General features: G+C 71.2%; 11 protein-coding genes. All 11 read right to left on the bottom strand.

Annotated elements, in window-relative coordinates:
- Positions 1 to 91: 91 nt before the first annotated feature.
- From ftsZ to VFX14_04700, 11 genes are read right to left on the bottom strand one after another with little or no spacing between them, the layout of a single operon-like run.
- On the bottom strand, positions 92 to 1,225 hold the full coding sequence (ftsZ, locus tag VFX14_04750; protein HEU5188980.1) for a cell division protein FtsZ: 1,134 nt from the start codon (positions 1,223 to 1,225) through the stop codon (positions 92 to 94).
- Positions 1,226 to 1,274: 49 nt separating this feature from the next.
- Positions 1,275 to 2,507, bottom strand: a complete 1,233-nt coding sequence (gene ftsA, locus VFX14_04745; GenBank protein ID HEU5188979.1) for a cell division protein FtsA — start codon at positions 2,505 to 2,507, stop codon at positions 1,275 to 1,277.
- An 8-nt stretch (positions 2,508 to 2,515) separates the two neighbouring features.
- The gene (locus VFX14_04740; protein ID HEU5188978.1) at positions 2,516 to 3,370 is read right to left on the bottom strand and encodes an FtsQ-type POTRA domain-containing protein; all 855 of its coding nucleotides are present in this window, start codon (positions 3,368 to 3,370) and stop codon (positions 2,516 to 2,518) included.
- A 16-nt stretch (positions 3,371 to 3,386) separates the two neighbouring features.
- Positions 3,387 to 4,268, bottom strand: coding sequence for a UDP-N-acetylmuramate dehydrogenase (murB, locus tag VFX14_04735; GenBank protein ID HEU5188977.1), 882 nt, complete (start codon positions 4,266 to 4,268; stop codon positions 3,387 to 3,389).
- 3 nt (positions 4,269 to 4,271) lie between these two features.
- A complete protein-coding gene (murC, locus tag VFX14_04730) occupies positions 4,272 to 5,669 on the bottom strand; it encodes a UDP-N-acetylmuramate--L-alanine ligase (GenBank protein HEU5188976.1) in 1,398 nt (465 codons plus the stop codon).
- Entirely contained in the window at positions 5,662 to 6,792 is a 1,131-nt protein-coding gene (ftsW, locus tag VFX14_04725; GenBank protein ID HEU5188975.1) for a putative lipid II flippase FtsW, read from the bottom strand. Before ftsW ends, murC begins: the two co-directional genes overlap by 8 nt.
- Positions 6,792 to 8,204 carry a UDP-N-acetylmuramoyl-L-alanine--D-glutamate ligase gene (murD, locus tag VFX14_04720; GenBank protein HEU5188974.1) on the bottom strand — a complete coding sequence of 471 codons (1,413 nt, stop codon included), beginning with the start codon at positions 8,202 to 8,204 and terminating at the stop codon, positions 6,792 to 6,794. Before murD ends, ftsW begins: the two co-directional genes overlap by 1 nt.
- Before the next feature lie 11 nt (positions 8,205 to 8,215).
- Positions 8,216 to 9,295 carry a phospho-N-acetylmuramoyl-pentapeptide-transferase gene (gene mraY / locus VFX14_04715; GenBank protein ID HEU5188973.1) on the bottom strand — a complete coding sequence of 360 codons (1,080 nt, stop codon included), beginning with the start codon at positions 9,293 to 9,295 and terminating at the stop codon, positions 8,216 to 8,218.
- Positions 9,295 to 10,677 carry a UDP-N-acetylmuramoyl-tripeptide--D-alanyl-D-alanine ligase gene (murF, locus tag VFX14_04710; protein ID HEU5188972.1) on the bottom strand — a complete coding sequence of 461 codons (1,383 nt, stop codon included), beginning with the start codon at positions 10,675 to 10,677 and terminating at the stop codon, positions 9,295 to 9,297. The genes mraY and murF overlap by 1 nt, the downstream gene beginning before the upstream one ends.
- A 14-nt stretch (positions 10,678 to 10,691) precedes the next feature.
- Entirely contained in the window at positions 10,692 to 12,176 is a 1,485-nt protein-coding gene (locus VFX14_04705) for a UDP-N-acetylmuramoyl-L-alanyl-D-glutamate--2,6-diaminopimelate ligase (GenBank protein ID HEU5188971.1), read from the bottom strand.
- Between the two features lie 8 nt (positions 12,177 to 12,184).
- Positions 12,185 to 14,188: a penicillin-binding protein gene (locus VFX14_04700; protein HEU5188970.1), complete on the bottom strand. Its 2,004-nt coding sequence runs from the start codon at positions 14,186 to 14,188 to the stop codon at positions 12,185 to 12,187.
- Between the last annotated feature and the right edge of the window lie 4 nt (positions 14,189 to 14,192).

Genomic DNA, 14,192 nt, shown 5'->3' with positions numbered 1-14,192 from the left:
GCGGGAGCCGCTGAGCCGCGCGCGCCGTGAGGGTCTCCCCTCCCTCGGCGGCCGACCTCACGGCCGGCCGCCGAGGAAGGAGCGTCGCGAATCAGTCGGCCTGCCGCCGCAGGAAGGCCGGCACGTCGAGATCCTCCTCGGCCATCGGCTCGCCGCTCTCGGCGCGCGCGTCGGAGAGGCGGCGGCGCCAGGACGGGCCCGGGACGGGCGCGCGGCTCGGCCGCGGCGGCATCTCGAGCACCTTGCTGCTGGTCGGGCTCATCTCGACCTTCCGTTCCGTGAACCCGGTGGCGATGACGGTGATGCGCACCTCGTCCTGGAGCGACTCGTCGATCACCGCGCCGAAGATGATATTGGCCTCCTCGTGCGCCGCTTCCTGAACGATCTTTGCCGCCTCCTCCACTTCGTGGATGGCCATGTCGGGGCCACCCGTGAAGTTGATGAGGATGCCGCGCGCGCCCTCGATGGACGTCTCGTCGAGCAGCGGGCTCGCCACCGCCTTCTGGGCCGCGTCGAGCGCGCGGTTCTGCCCCTTGCCCGTGCCCGCGCCCATCAGCGCCATGCCCATGCCCGACATGATGGTGCGCACGTCGGCGAAGTCGAGGTTAATGAGGCCGGGGACCAGGATCAGATCCGAGATGCCCTGCACGGCCTGGAGCAGCACGGTGTCGGCGACCTTGAAGGCCTCCATCAGCGGGGTGCCGCGATCGACCACCGCGAGCAGACGCTGGTTGGGGATGGTAATGAGCGTGTCCACGACGTTGCGCAGCTCGGCCATGCCGTTCTCCGCCTGCTGCTGGCGGCGGCGTCCCTCGAAGTGGAAGGGCTTGGTCACCACCGCCACCGTGAGGATGCCGAGGTCCTTGGCGATCGCCGCCACCACCGGCGCCGCGCCGGTGCCGGTGCCACCGCCGAGGCCCGCGGTGACGAACACCATGTCCGCGCCTTCCAGCATGGACTTGATGGTGTCCTTGTCTTCCTGCGCGGCGTTGCGACCGACCTCGGGGTTGGAGCCCGCGCCGAGCCCGCTCGTGAGTCGCGCCCCGAGCTGGATCTTCTGGGGTGCGGGCGACAAGCGGAGCGCCTGCAGGTCGGTATTGGCGATGATGAAATCGACGCCGGTGAACTTCGCGGCCATCATGCGATTGACGGCGTTGGATCCGCCGCCGCCGAGCCCGATTACCTTGATCTTTGCAACTTCACGCTCGTCTTCCATCGCGAACATCGGCCGCCGGCCACGTCCGTGCTCCATTGCGCCTCCTTGCTTCCGCGGTTTAGAAAAGTTTCGCAAACCATTCGCGGAGGCGGGAGCCGAGTGTGCCGTCGCTCGCGTCGATGGGCGCACCGGATCGCTGCCCCCGGGCGCCGTAACGCGCCAGGCCCACCGCGGTCGAGTATATGGGACTTTGCACCACGTCGGCCAGTCCTCCGATATTTCCGGGCACCCCGCGGCGCACCGGGAGGTCGAAGATCTGCTCCGCCAGCTCCGGCACCCCCTGCATGATCGAGGTCCCGCCGGTCACCACCACCCCCCCTGCGGCCACGTCTTGCAGCCCGGCCCGCGCGAGATCCCGGGCCACGAGAGTGAAGATCTCCTCCACGCGCGGCTGGATGATCTCGGAGAGGATCTGGCGCGAGAGCTGGCGCGGCTTGCGGCCCCCCACGCTCGGCACGTCGACCGTCTCGTCCTCACGCACCAGCGCGGTCAACGCACACCCATAGCGCTTCTTCAGCTCCTCCGCGTCGGAGGTCGGCGTGCGGAGACCGACGGCGATGTCGTTGGAGATGTGGTCACCCCCGAGGGGGAGGATGCCGGTGTACCAGATGGCGCCGTCACGGAAGAGGGCTGCGTCGGTGGTGCCACCGCCGAGATCGATCAGGAGGATCCCCAGCTCCTTCTCCTCGGGCGAGACCACGGCTTCGGAGGAGGCCAGGGGCTCCAGCACGACGTCCTGGACGGTCAGCCCGGCGCGGTTCACACTGCGGATCACGTTCTGCACCGAGGTGACCGCCCCGGTGACGAGGTGGACTTCCACCTCGAGGCGCACCCCCGACATGCCTACCGGCTCCTTCACGCCGTCCTGATCGTCAACCACGAAGGTCTGCGGGAGCACGTGGATGATCTCGCGGTCCGGCGGGAGGTTCACCGCCTTCGCGGCCTCCAGCGCGCGGTCCACGTCGGCCTGGCTCACCTCGCGGTGCTTGCCGGACACCGCCACCACGCCGCGGCTGTTGATGCCGCGGATATGACCGCCCGCGATCCCCGCCACCACCGAGGTGATCTCGACCCCCGCCACCTGCTCCGCCTCCGACACCGCCTGCCGCACCGCTTCCACCGTCGAGTCGATGTTGACGACCACGCCCTTGCGCAGCCCCCGGGACGGGCTCACCCCGACCCCCACGATGTCCAGCCCGCCCGCCGCCGTCGGCTCCGCGATCACGCAGCAGATCTTGGTCGTGCCGACGTCGAGTCCCGCGATGACCGCGCGTCCCTTCGCTCGCCCCATTCGCCTCCTCAGCGCACAGCGGGTTTGAGGACGACCTGATCCCGGAACCGCAAGTCGATGGCGCTGACCGGCTGCCCGGACGATGCCACCTGGGCGAGCACGCCGGCGAGCCGCGGGATGCGCGAATCCCACTCCTCGGCGCCGAGCCGGACCTCGATGCCGTCCACCGTGTAGAGCACCGGGCCATCGCTCCGCCCCACATCGACCTCGGAGATCTGCTGGACCAGCGGGCTACCCGCGCGGAGCAGGGTCCGGATGAGCCGCACCCCGGTGAGCACGCGCTCGGAGGGCGCCTTGGAGGCGGAGGCGATCTCGTCGTCGGTGAGGCCGCTGATCACGGGGAGCGGGATGGTGACCGCGCGCGACTCCGGCGCCATGCGCACGCCCTCCTCGTCGATCCAGTGCAGGCGCCCGGCGTGCACGAGGGTGAAGGGACGCCGCTCCTCGACCACGATCGTGACGTGGTTGGGGAACGCGCGGACCACCTCGGCGCGGCGCACCGCGGGCAGGTTCTCCACGCCGGCGACGACGGCACGCGGATCGAGCCGCCAGAGGTTGGTGCCCCGGCGGATGCCCGACGCGGCGAGGACATCCGCGGCGGCGAGGCGGCTGGTGCCGCGCACCTCGACTTCGGAGACGGAGAAACGGGGTGAGGTCAGGAGCCAGCGCACCCCGAGGGCCGCCGTGCCGAGCAGCGCGGCCACGGTGACGAGGGCAAAGGCGACCTGGCCCAGACTGCGGACGCGGCGCGCGAGACGCCGGCGCCGGTTTATGCGCTGGCGCGCCACCATCTCGGGGCGATCCGCCCAGTCCTCCAGGCGTTGATCGCCCCGGCGCGGCGAGAGTACGGACAGACGGCTCATGGGAAGTCTCCGCGGCTCAGCCTTCGCCCAGGATGCGGATCTCGGGCTCGAGCGTCACGCCGAAGTGGTTCTGCACGCGCTCACGCGAGAGGTCCATGAGCGCGAGGACGTCCGCGGCCATCGCGCCGCCGCGGTTGACGATGAAGTTCACATGCTTGGCGGAGATCTCCGCCCCGTTGAGGCGCTTGCCGCGAAGCCCGACTTTCTCGATCATGCGGCTCGCCGTCTCCCCCGCCGGGTTCTTCCATACGCAGCCCGCGGAGGCGAGGGCGAGAGGCTGGCTGGACTTCTTCTGCTTGAGGCGCAGCTTGATCTCGCGCTGGATCTCGGCGAAGGGGCGGCGCTGCAGGCGCAGCCGCGAGCCGATCAGCACCGCACCCGGCGGCGCCGCGAAGGCGCGGTAGCCGAACGCGCCCGGCCCCGGCTTGAACTCGCCCAGGGTCCCGTCGGGGTGGAGGAAGTAGACGGCGGAGACGAAGTCGCTGATCCAGCCGTCGGGGGTGCCCGCGTTCATTGCCACGGCGCCCCCGATGGTGGCGGGTATACCGACCAGGCACTCCAGCCCGCCCAGGTTCAGCGCGGCCGCCTCGCGGATGAGCGCGGAGAGGCTCACGCCCGCCCCCGCCACCGCCTCCTCGCCATGGAACTCGGCGCGACCGAGGCAGCCCTCGAGCTTGAGGACGACGCCGCGGATGCCGCGATCACGCACGAGCAGGTTGTTCCCGCCGCCCACCACCTCGACGGCGAGCTGCTCCTTGTCCGCGAAGGCCAGCGCCAGGCGGATGTCCTCCACGTCCTGCGGCACGATGAAGAAATCGGCGGGGCCGCCGATGCGCAGGGACGTGTGGAAGCTGAGGGGCTCCTTGAAACGCACCTCGCCACGGATCTCTCCGAGCATGCGTTATCTCCTCTCGGGCTCGGCGCCGGTCCCGCTCAGTCGGGCGAGCACCTCGGCGCCCAGCGCACCCACATCACCGGCTCCGAGGGTCAGCACGAGATCCCCGGAGCGCGTGGATTCACACAGGAAGGCGACGACCGCCGCGCGGTCGCCGTTCATGTAGTGCACTTCACGATGGCCGTGGGCGGCGATGCCCTCGGCGAGATCGCGCGCGCTGACGCCCGGGATGGGCGTCTCGCCGGCGCCGTAGATGTCCATCACCACCAGCACATCGGCCTGGTTGAAGGCGGTGAGGAACTCCTGACGCAGGTCGCGCGTGCGGCTGTAGCGGTGCGGCTGGAACACCGTGATGACGCGTCGGTCGTACCCCGCCTTGGCGGCGGCGAGGGTGGCGCGGATCTCGGCGGGATGGTGTCCATAGTCGTCCACCACGAGGACACCGCGGGCCTCCCCGCGGATCTGGAAGCGGCGCTGCACGCCCGTGAATCCGGCGAGCGCGCCCGCGATGACGTCGAAGGGCATGTCGAGGTCGAGCCCCACCGCGACGGCGGCGAGGGCGTTGAGCACGTTGTGCCGACCCGGCACCTGGAGCGACACCGGTCCGAGGGCGCGACCGCGCCGCAGCACCTCGAAGCGGGCGGTGGTGCCCGCGAACTCGAGCCGCCGCGCGGTGAGGTCGGCGCTGGCCTCGAGCCCGTAGGTGATCACGCGCTTCTCGACGGCGGGAATCATCTGCTGGATGTTCGGCTGATCCAGGCACAGCACGGCGGCGCCATAGAACGGCACCTTGTTCGCGAAGGTGAGGAAGGCCGCGCGGACGGCGTCGAGGCTGCCGTAGTGGTCCAGGTGCTCCGCGTCGATGGTGGTAACGACGGCAATCGTGGGCGAGAGCTTGAGGAACGAGCCGTCGGACTCGTCCGCCTCGGCGACGAGGAATTCTCCCTGCCCGAGCCGCGCGTTGGCGCCGAGGCCGTGGACTCGGCCGCCCACCACCACGGTGGGATCGAAGCCGCCCGCCCCCAGCACCGCTGCCACCATCGAGGTCGTGGTGGTCTTGCCGTGGGTGCCCGCGACGGCGATGCCGTACTTGAGCCGCATCAGCTCGGCGAGCATCTCGGCGCGGGGAATGACCGGGATGCCGCGCAGCCGGGCCGCCTGGACCTCGACGTTGTCGCGGGCGACGGCGGAGGAATAGACGACCACGTGGGCGCCCTCGACGTGGGACGCGTCGTGGCCGATGAACACCTTGGCACCCAGGCGCTCGAGGCGCTCGACCATCTCCCCGCGCCGCGCGTCGGAGCCGGTCACGCGGTAGCCCAGGTTCAGCAGCACCTCGGCGATGCCGCTCATGCCCGCGCCGCCGATGCCCACGAAGTGCAGGTGCTGGTAGCGCTTAAACATGGCCCGGCGTCTCCTCCCAGGACGGCCCGCCGGTGGCGTGCTGGGAGATGTTGAGGAGCACCCCCGCCGAGAACATCGTCATGAGGAGCGCGGAGCCCCCGAAGGACACGAAGGGCAGCGGCAACCCCTTGGTGGGGAGCGCGCCCGTCACCACGCCCAGGTTCACCAGCGTCTGGGTCGCCAGCATCACGGTGATGCCGAGGGCGAGATAGCTCCCGAAGGCGTCGGGAGCGCGCAGCCCCACTCGGAGCCCGCGCCAGATCAACACCGCGAAGAGCCCCACCACGAGCATGGCCCCGATCAGCCCCAACTCCTCGCCGAGGATGGCGAAGATGAAGTCCGTATAGGGCTCCGGGAGGTAGAAGAGCTTCTGCTTCGACTCGCCCAGGCCGCGGCCGAAGAGGCCGCCCGAGCCCAAGGCCAGGAACGACTGGATGATCTGGAACCCGGCGCCCTGGGGGTCGTCCCACGGGTTCACGAACGCGAGCATGCGCCGCCAGCGATAGGGCTTGAGCGCCACCGCGAGGGCGACCAGGGGCAGCGCGGCGGCGGCGATCCACGCCATGTGTTGCACGCGCGCGCCCGCCAGGTACGCCAGCACCAGGGTCAGCACCACGAGGGCGAGGCTATTGCCGAGGTCGGGCTGTACGAGTGTGAGCACCGCCATCGTTCCCGCCACGAGGAGGAGGGGGAAGAGGCCCTGCCAGAACGTCCGGATCTCCTCGCGCCGCTTGGTGAGGAACGACGCCAGGTAGAGCACGAGGGAGAACTTGGCCAGCTCCACCGGCTGGAACGAGAGCGGCCCGATGCGGAACCAGCGCCGCGTGCCGTTGATGGACTGGCCGAACGGCGGCACCAGCACGAGGACGAGGAGCACGAATGAGATCACGAGCAGCGGGATCACGAGGCGCTCGAGCCGGCGGTAGTCCAGACGCAGGGCGGCCCAGAGGAGACCGCCGCCGAGAGCGGCCCAGAAGAGCTGCTTCTTGAGGAAGAAGAAGGGATCGCCGAACCGGTCGGCGGCCACGATGGCGCTCGCCGAGTACACCATCACCACGCCGAGGAAGACCAGGGCCATCACCACGCCGAACAGCCACACGTCCGGCGCCACCTTGCGCGGCATCAGCGGGACCCCGACGGGACGATCCGGCGCACGACGTCCTTGAACACCTCGCCCCGGTGCTCGTAGTTCTGGAACATATCGAAGGACGCGCAGGCGGGTGAGAGCAGCACCACGTCGCCGATGAGCGCACGGTGGGCGGCCTTGCGCACCGCCTCCTCCATGCTCTCCGCGTGCTCGGTGGGGATGCCCGCCGCCGCGAAGGGCCGCCGGATCTGCTCGTGGTCCACGCCGATGAGGACGGCGGCCCGCACCCGGCCGCGGGCGGCGGCGGCGAGCGGCGCGAAGTCCTGGCCCTTGCCCTTGCCCCCCGCGATGAGGACCACCGGCTCGGTAAAGCTCTCCAGCGCCTTGATGGTGGAGGCGACGTTGGTCCCCTTGGAGTCGTTGTAGAAGGTCACCCCGCGCGCGTCGTGCACGCGCTCGATGCGGTGGGCGACACCCCGGAAGGCGCCGATGCCCTTGCGGATGGCGGCGGGATCCATGCCCGTCCACAGCGCGCAGGCCGTCGCCGCCAGCACGTTCTCGACGTTGTGGGCGCCGCGGAGCTGGATCTCGGCCACCGGGCACACCGGCTCGGCGTGGCCGTTCAGCTTGGCCACCACCCAGCCCTCGTGCACGAAGATGCCGTGCTCGAGCGCGCGCAGCCGGCTGAACCACAGCACCCGGGCGCGCGTGCGCGGCGCGAGGGAGGCGGTATCGGGATCGTCGGCATTGAGCACCGCGCAGTCCGCCTCGGTCTGGTTGGCGAAGATCTTGGCCTTCGCCTCGACGTACCCGGCATAGCTGCCGTGCCGGTCGAGATGGTCGGGCGCGAGGTTCAGCACCGCGGCCACGCGGGGCCGGAAGGCCTGGGTGGCTTCCAATTGAAAGGACGATGTTTCCGCCACCACGAGGCCGTCGGCGGGGAAGTCCAGCGCGTGTGCCGACAGCGGCGTGCCGATGTTGCCGCCGACGAGGACGGGCCGGACCTGCGCGCGCAGGAGCTCGCCGGTGAGCGCGGTGGTGGTGGTCTTGCCATTGGTGCCGGTGATGGCGATGACGTCGGCTTCCATCACGCGCCATGCGAGCTCCAGCTCGCTGATCACGGGGACGCCGCGCGCCCGGAGCGACGCCAGCACGGGCAGCTCGAGCGGCACGCCCGGGCTCACCACCACGAGCTCGGCGCCCGCGAAGGCGGCATCCGGGTGACCGCTCCAGGCGGCGATGCGGTCCTGCTCCAGCCGCCGCGCCTCGCTCGACCACCGCTCGCGCGGCGCCGCGTCGGAGGCGAGCACGCGCCCGCCCAGGCGGGCGATGAGGCGCGCCGCCGCGATCCCGCTCTTGGCGAGGCCCACGATGGCGACGGTCTTGCCGGCCAGCTCGCGCCGATACTCAAGGCCGCGTTGCATGATCGTGCTCTCGACTCCCAGCATGGCCCGTCACATCACCGGAGCTTCAGCGTGGTCAACGCGAGAAGCGCCAGCATGAAGGACAGGATCCAGAAGCGAACGATGATCTTCGGCTCCGCCCAGCCCTGCAGCTCGTAGTGATGGTGGAGTGGCGCCATCTTGAAGACGCGGCGCCCGGTGAGCTTGAACGAGACGACCTGGATGATCACCGAGCCCGCCTCCACCACGTAGATGCCGCCGATGAGCGGCAGCAGCAGCTCGGACTTGGTGAGCACCGCGAGCGTGCCGATGGCGCCGCCGAGGGCCAGCGACCCCACGTCGCCCATGAACACCTGCGCAGGGTAGCTGTTGAACCAGAGAAAGCCCAGCGCCGCGCCCACGAGCGCGCCGCAGAACACCGTCAGCTCGCCCGTCCCCTTCACGTTGAGGATGCGCAGGTACTCGGCGGCCCGGAAGTTGCCGGTGAGATAGGCGATGATCGCGAAGGCCCCGCCCGCCATCACGATGGGCCCGATGGCGAGCCCGTCGAGGCCGTCGGTGAGGTTCACCGCGTTCGACGCCCCCACGATCACGAGCAGGGTGAACGGGACCCACAGCAGGCCGAGCGTGAGCAGCCAGCCCTTGAAGAAGGGAATGGCCAGTCCGGTGGTGAACCCGTCGGGCGGCCACACGTAGAGCGAGGCGGTCAGGAAGCCCACCCAGAGGACTTGCGCGCCAAGTTTTTGCTTGGCGGATATCCCCTTGCGCGTCTTGAGCTTCTTCCAGTCGTCGAGGAAGCCGATGACGCCCAGGCCCGCGGTGGCGAGGATCACCATCCATACGTAGCGGTTGGCGAGGTTCGCCCACAGAAGGGTGGAGATCAGGATCGCGGCGAGGATCACCAGTCCGCCCATGGTCGGCGTGCCCGCCTTGGCGCGGTGTCTCGCCGGCGTGTCTTCCCGAATCGTGTCCTCGCCGTGCTGCATCACCCGCAGGCGCTGTATCAGCCACGGCCCCAGCACGAACGAGATGACGATCGCCGACATCGTCGCCATCGCCGCCCGGAACGTGATGTACCGGAAGACGTTGAAGACGACGGCATCCCGGGCGAGCGGGACGAGGAGGAGATACAGCATCAGGCATCCTCCCCTCCGAGGCGCGCGAGGAGCGCGTCGACCACTCGCTCCATCCGCATGCCCCGGGACCCCTTGACGAGCACCGCGTCGCCGGGCGTCAGGCGCTTGAGGAGAAGCGCTACCGTGTCCTCGAACGTGCTGGTCTGGTGCGTCTCGGTGAGGCCGGCCGCGCGCGCCGCCTCCACCGCGAGGGCGGCGTGCCGGCCGACGCCCACGAGCTCGGCGACGCCCGCGGCGGCCACCGCCGCGCCGACGTCGCGGTGGGCCGCCTCGGCGATCTCACCCAGCTCGAGCATGTCCCCCAGCACCACCACGAGCCGCCGCGCGTTCCGCGCCGAGCGCAGGGTCTCGAGCGCGGCCAGCACCGACGCCGGGTTGGCGTTGTACGTGTCGTCGAGGATGCGCACGCCCCCGGCGTCGCGCCATACCACCCGGCCCTTGACCGGCCGCGCCGTTTCGAGCCCTGCCGCGATGTCGGTGAGCGCGAGCCCCAGGGCCAGGCCCACGCCCGCCGCGCAGAGGGCGTTGACCACGTTGTGGCGGCCCGCGAAGGCCAGCCGGGCCACCTGCCGCCGCCCCCGCGCCTCCAGCGTCACGCTGAGCCGACCGTCCGGGTCCTCGGCCGCGTCGACCGCACGGACGTCGGCGGGCCCGCGCGCGCTCACCGTGAGCACGCGCGCGCGACTCCGCGACGCCATGCCGGCCACGCGCGGATCGTCGGCGTTCAGCACCACCGCGCCCTCGGGAGGGACCGCGGCGACGAGCGCGCCCTTCTCGATCGCCACCGCGTCCAGCGAGCCGAAGAACTCGGTGTGCGCGGCCGCCACTACCGTCACCGCCGCCACCGTGGGCCGGGCGAGCGCCGACAAGGCTGCGATTTCACCAGGATGATTGCTCCCGATCTCGATGGCCACCGCGCGATGCGTGGCCTCGAGCTGCAGCAACGTGAGGGGAAGACCCCATTGATTGTTGAAGCTCCCCGCCGGCTTGAGCACCGGCCCCAGCGAGCTCAGCACGCCCGCCATCAGCTCCTTGGTGGTGGTCTTGCCGTTGGAGCCCGTCACCGCGGCCACCGGCAGCGTGAAGCGCGCCCGGTGATATGCGGCGAAGCGGCCGAGGGCGCGCGTGGTCTCGTCGACCAGCACGACGGGCAGCGTGGTGGGGACGTCGTCCGGCAGCTGATCCACGACGAGACAGGCGGCGCCCCGCGCGACCGCGTCCCGCAGATAGCGGTGGCCGTCGTTCTCGCCGTGGATGGCGAAGAACGCCGCGCCGACGCCGAGCGTCCGGGTGTCGATGGACACCCCGCTCACCGGGACCCCCAGGTCGCCGCCCACGAGGGCGCCCTGCGAGCCCCGGACCACGTCTTCCACCGTGAACATGCGCGCGCGCCTCCCTATGGCGTCCGCTCCGACAGGAACTCGCGAGCCACCGCGCGGTCGTCGAAGGGCAGGACCTCCTGCCCGACGACCTGATAGGTCTCGTGCCCCTTCCCCGCGATCACCACCACGTCGCCGGCGCGGGCCCAGCCGAGCGCGGCGCCGATCGCGGTGCGTCGATCCGGATCCGCCACGGTCCGCTCCGCCGCCCCCGGCACGCGCGCCACGCCGACCAGCACCTCGTCCACGATGGCGCTCGGGCGCTCCGTGCGGGGATTGTCCGACGTCACCCAGGCGCGATCGGCGAGCCGCGCCGCGATCTCGCCCATGATCGGCCGCTTGCCGCGGTCGCGATCCCCGCCGCAGCCGAAGACGGCGACCAGGCGCCCGCCCGGGCTCACGAGCTTTCGCGCGGTGGTCAGCACGCGCTCGAGGGCGTCCGGGGTATGGGCGTAGTCGACCACCACCAGGAAGGGTTGCCCCGCCTCGACCCGCTCGAAGCGGCCCGGCACCGCCGAGACCGCGCCCAGCGCCGTGGCCACCGTGGCGAGCGGGATCTCCAGCGCCACGCCGACCCCCACGGCGCCGAGGAGATTCATCACATTGTGCTCGCCCACGAGGGGAGAGGCAATCTCGAGGGACCCCGCCGGCGTCTCGACATCCATCCGGATCCCGCCACCGCCCGACGTGAAGCGCCGAGCGCGGATCTCCGCGGGCGCGCGCAGGGCGAATCGCAGGACACGGAGGGGCAGACCCGCCACCATGCTCGCCCCCGCGGGATCGTCCACGTTCACCACCGCGGTGCGCCGCGGCTTGGCGCCGGCGGCGAGGATCTCGAAGAGGCGGCGCTTGGCCTGGCGATACTCCTCGAGCGTGCCGTGGAAGTCGAGGTGATCCTGCGTGAGGTTGGTGAAGACGGCCGCGTCGAACTCCGTCCCGCTCACCCGCGCGAGCGCGAGCGCGTGCGAGGACACCTCCATGGCCGCGCCGGTGATGCCGCCGTCGCGCATCTCCGCGAGCAGGCCCTGGAGCTCCAGCGCCTCGGGCGTGGTCTGGCTGGCGTCGACCGCTCGCGTGCCCACGCGGTACTGGATGGTGCCGATGAGGCCGGTGCGGTGCCCGGCCGCGCGCAGCAGTGCCTCCACCAGGAACGACGTGGTGGTCTTGCCGTTGGTGCCGGTGATGCCCACCAGCGTGAGCGCGCGGGAGGGATGGCCCCAGTACGCGTCGGCGAGCCGGGCGAGCGCCTCGCGCGCCGAGGGCACGAGCACCCGCGCGGGCGCGGCCGGGGTGTCCTCGCCCTCCAGGACCACGAGCCCGGCGCCGCGCCCAAGGGCGTCGGGAATGAAGCGGCGCCCGTCCTGCTTGAATCCGGCCACCGCCACGAAGCAGTTCCCCGCCTCGACCTTTCGGGAGTCGTAGGCGAGACCGGTGACGGACGCGGGCACGGTCCCGCGCACCGTCTTGTCCGCGAGCGCCTCGAGCAGGGTCGCCGTGCTCATGGAGTGGCTCATCGCCTCGCGCTGGGGGGGTGCAGGGTGAGACGCGCGAGCGCGCCCGGCGCGAGCGTGGCGCCCGCGGCGGGGGCCTGCGCGGAGACCACGCCGCGGCCGGCCACCTCGAGGCGCACGTCGAGGGGCGCGAGCGTCTGCATGGCCTGGCGGAGGGACAGGCCGGTCACCGCGGGCATGGCGGCCGGACCGTCGGGCGGCGCGACCGACTCCGCGGACACTCCAGCCTCGCTCCGCTCGGCAACCACTCTTGCAATTGCTCGCCTCGCGTGCGGCTGCGGCTCGCTAACCTCGATCTGCACCGGCGCCGTGTCTTTGGGCGGGGCGTGGAGGTAGCGGAGAGCTTCCGCCCCGATCGCTGAGAACATCGGCGCGGCGGCCTCGCTACCCCACTTCTCGTTCTTGGGCTCGTCGAGGAGCACGATCATGGCGAGACGGGGATCCTCGGCGGGGACGAAACCCACGAACGACAGCACGCCCGGCGCCCGTGAATAACGGCGCGTGGCCGGGTCCATCTTCTGCGCGGTGCCCGTCTTCCCGGCGACCTCGAAGCCCGCGATGGCGGCATTGTGGCCGGTGCCTTCCGAGACCACCTTGGTCATGATCCCGGTGAGGGTGCGCGCGGTCTCCGGCGAGATCACCTGGCGGATGGCCTTGGGCTCGAAGCCCCGCACCTCACGCCCGTTGCCGTCGAGCACCGCCCGCACGATTTGCGGCTGCATCAGGCGCCCGCCGTTGGCCACCGCCGCGAAGGCCGAGACCATCTGGAGCGCGGTGACCGAGATCTCCTGGCCGATGGACATCGTGGCGAGGGAGAGGCCGGACCAGCGCTCCGGACCACGGAGCTGGCCGCGGCTTTCGCCGGGCAGGCCCACCCCGGTGGGCACGCCGAAGCCGAATCCGGCGATGTACTTGTAGTACCGGTCCTTGCCCAGCGACAGGCCCACCTTGATCGAGCCCACGTTGGACGAGTTCTGCAGGACCTCGCTGAACGTGAGCCAGCCGTACTTCTTCCAGTCGTGAATGGTGGCGCTCGCCACCGTGATCGCGCCGTTCTCGCCGTAGAGACGGTCGGTCGGCCGCACCACGCCCTCTTCGAGGGCGGCGGCGGCGAGGATCACCTTGAACGTCGAGCCGGGCTCGAACGGATCGGTCACCGCCCGGTTGCGCCGCTCGTCGTCGGTGGCGGTGGCGAAGACGTTGGGATTGAACGTGGGCCGGATGGCGAGGGCGAGGACCTCACCGGTGCGGGGATCCATCGCCACCGCCATCGCCGCGCGGGAGCGCGTGCGCCGCCACGCCGCGTCCACTTCCTTCTCCGCGATGTACTGGAGGGTGGCGTCCAGCGTGAGCACCACGCCCTGCCCCGGGCGCGCGGCCTTGAGGATCACCGGCGCGCCCGTCACCTCGCGCCCGAGCGCGTCGCGCTCGACGAGGGCCCGGCCCTCCTGGCCGGCGAGATGGGTATCCCACGCCTGCTCGATGCCGCCCAGGCCCTTCCCCTCGGCGCCCTCGAAGCCCACGATCTGGGCGGCGAGCTCGCGATTGGGGTAGAGGCGCAGGCTCTCCTCGAGGAAGCCCAGCGCGGGCTCCTGCAGCTCGCGCACCGCTTGAGCCACCGCGGGAGGCAGCCGGCGCTTCACGAACACGAAGCGCTTGGACGTATCGAAGCGCTTGGCGATCTCCGCGGCCGGCTCGCCCAGCACGGGGGCGAGGCGCTTGGCGAGCCGTCCCGGGTCGTCCACGCGGGCGGGTAGCGCATAAAGCGTCTCCGCGCCGGAAGAGACCGCGAGGACCTGGCCGTTGCGATCGACGATGGGGCCGCGCTTGGGGCGCAGCACGATGGCCTTGGCGTGCTGGCTTTCTGCGAGGCGGAGATAGTCGTCGTGCTTGACCACCTGAAGGTACCCGAGCCGACCGAGCAGGCCGAGGAAGGCCCCGGCGAAGATCCCGGCGACGATGAGAGTCCGGGTCTTCCGGCTGCTCGCCCGGCCGGCCTTCATGTGG

Source organism: Candidatus Methylomirabilota bacterium (assembly GCA_035764725.1).
In the GTDB taxonomy this organism is placed as follows: domain Bacteria; phylum Methylomirabilota; class Methylomirabilia; order Rokubacteriales; family CSP1-6; genus DASRWT01.
The sequence above is the reverse complement of the archived record's forward strand: the minus strand, read 5'-3'. Positions and strand labels throughout refer to the sequence as shown.

What these genes read in the sequence shown, in the direction of transcription:
- ftsZ (HEU5188980.1), bottom strand. Translation starts at nt 1,225, where the DNA reads ATGTTCGCGATGGAAGACGAGCGTGAAGTTGCAAAGATCAAGGTAATC.
- ftsA (HEU5188979.1), bottom strand. Translation starts at nt 2,507, where the DNA reads ATGGGGCGAGCGAAGGGACGCGCGGTCATCGCGGGACTCGACGTCGGC.
- VFX14_04740 (HEU5188978.1), bottom strand. Translation starts at nt 3,370, where the DNA reads ATGAGCCGTCTGTCCGTACTCTCGCCGCGCCGGGGCGATCAACGCCTG.
- murB (HEU5188977.1), bottom strand. Translation starts at nt 4,268, where the DNA reads ATGCTCGGAGAGATCCGTGGCGAGGTGCGTTTCAAGGAGCCCCTCAGC.
- murC (HEU5188976.1), bottom strand. Translation starts at nt 5,669, where the DNA reads ATGTTTAAGCGCTACCAGCACCTGCACTTCGTGGGCATCGGCGGCGCG.
- ftsW (HEU5188975.1), bottom strand. Translation starts at nt 6,792, where the DNA reads ATGCCGCGCAAGGTGGCGCCGGACGTGTGGCTGTTCGGCGTGGTGATG.
- murD (HEU5188974.1), bottom strand. Translation starts at nt 8,204, where the DNA reads ATGCTGGGAGTCGAGAGCACGATCATGCAACGCGGCCTTGAGTATCGG.
- mraY (HEU5188973.1), bottom strand. Translation starts at nt 9,295, where the DNA reads ATGCTGTATCTCCTCCTCGTCCCGCTCGCCCGGGATGCCGTCGTCTTC.
- murF (HEU5188972.1), bottom strand. Translation starts at nt 10,677, where the DNA reads ATGTTCACGGTGGAAGACGTGGTCCGGGGCTCGCAGGGCGCCCTCGTG.
- VFX14_04705 (HEU5188971.1), bottom strand. Translation starts at nt 12,176, where the DNA reads ATGAGCACGGCGACCCTGCTCGAGGCGCTCGCGGACAAGACGGTGCGC.
- VFX14_04700 (HEU5188970.1), bottom strand. Translation starts at nt 14,188, where the DNA reads ATGAAGGCCGGCCGGGCGAGCAGCCGGAAGACCCGGACTCTCATCGTC.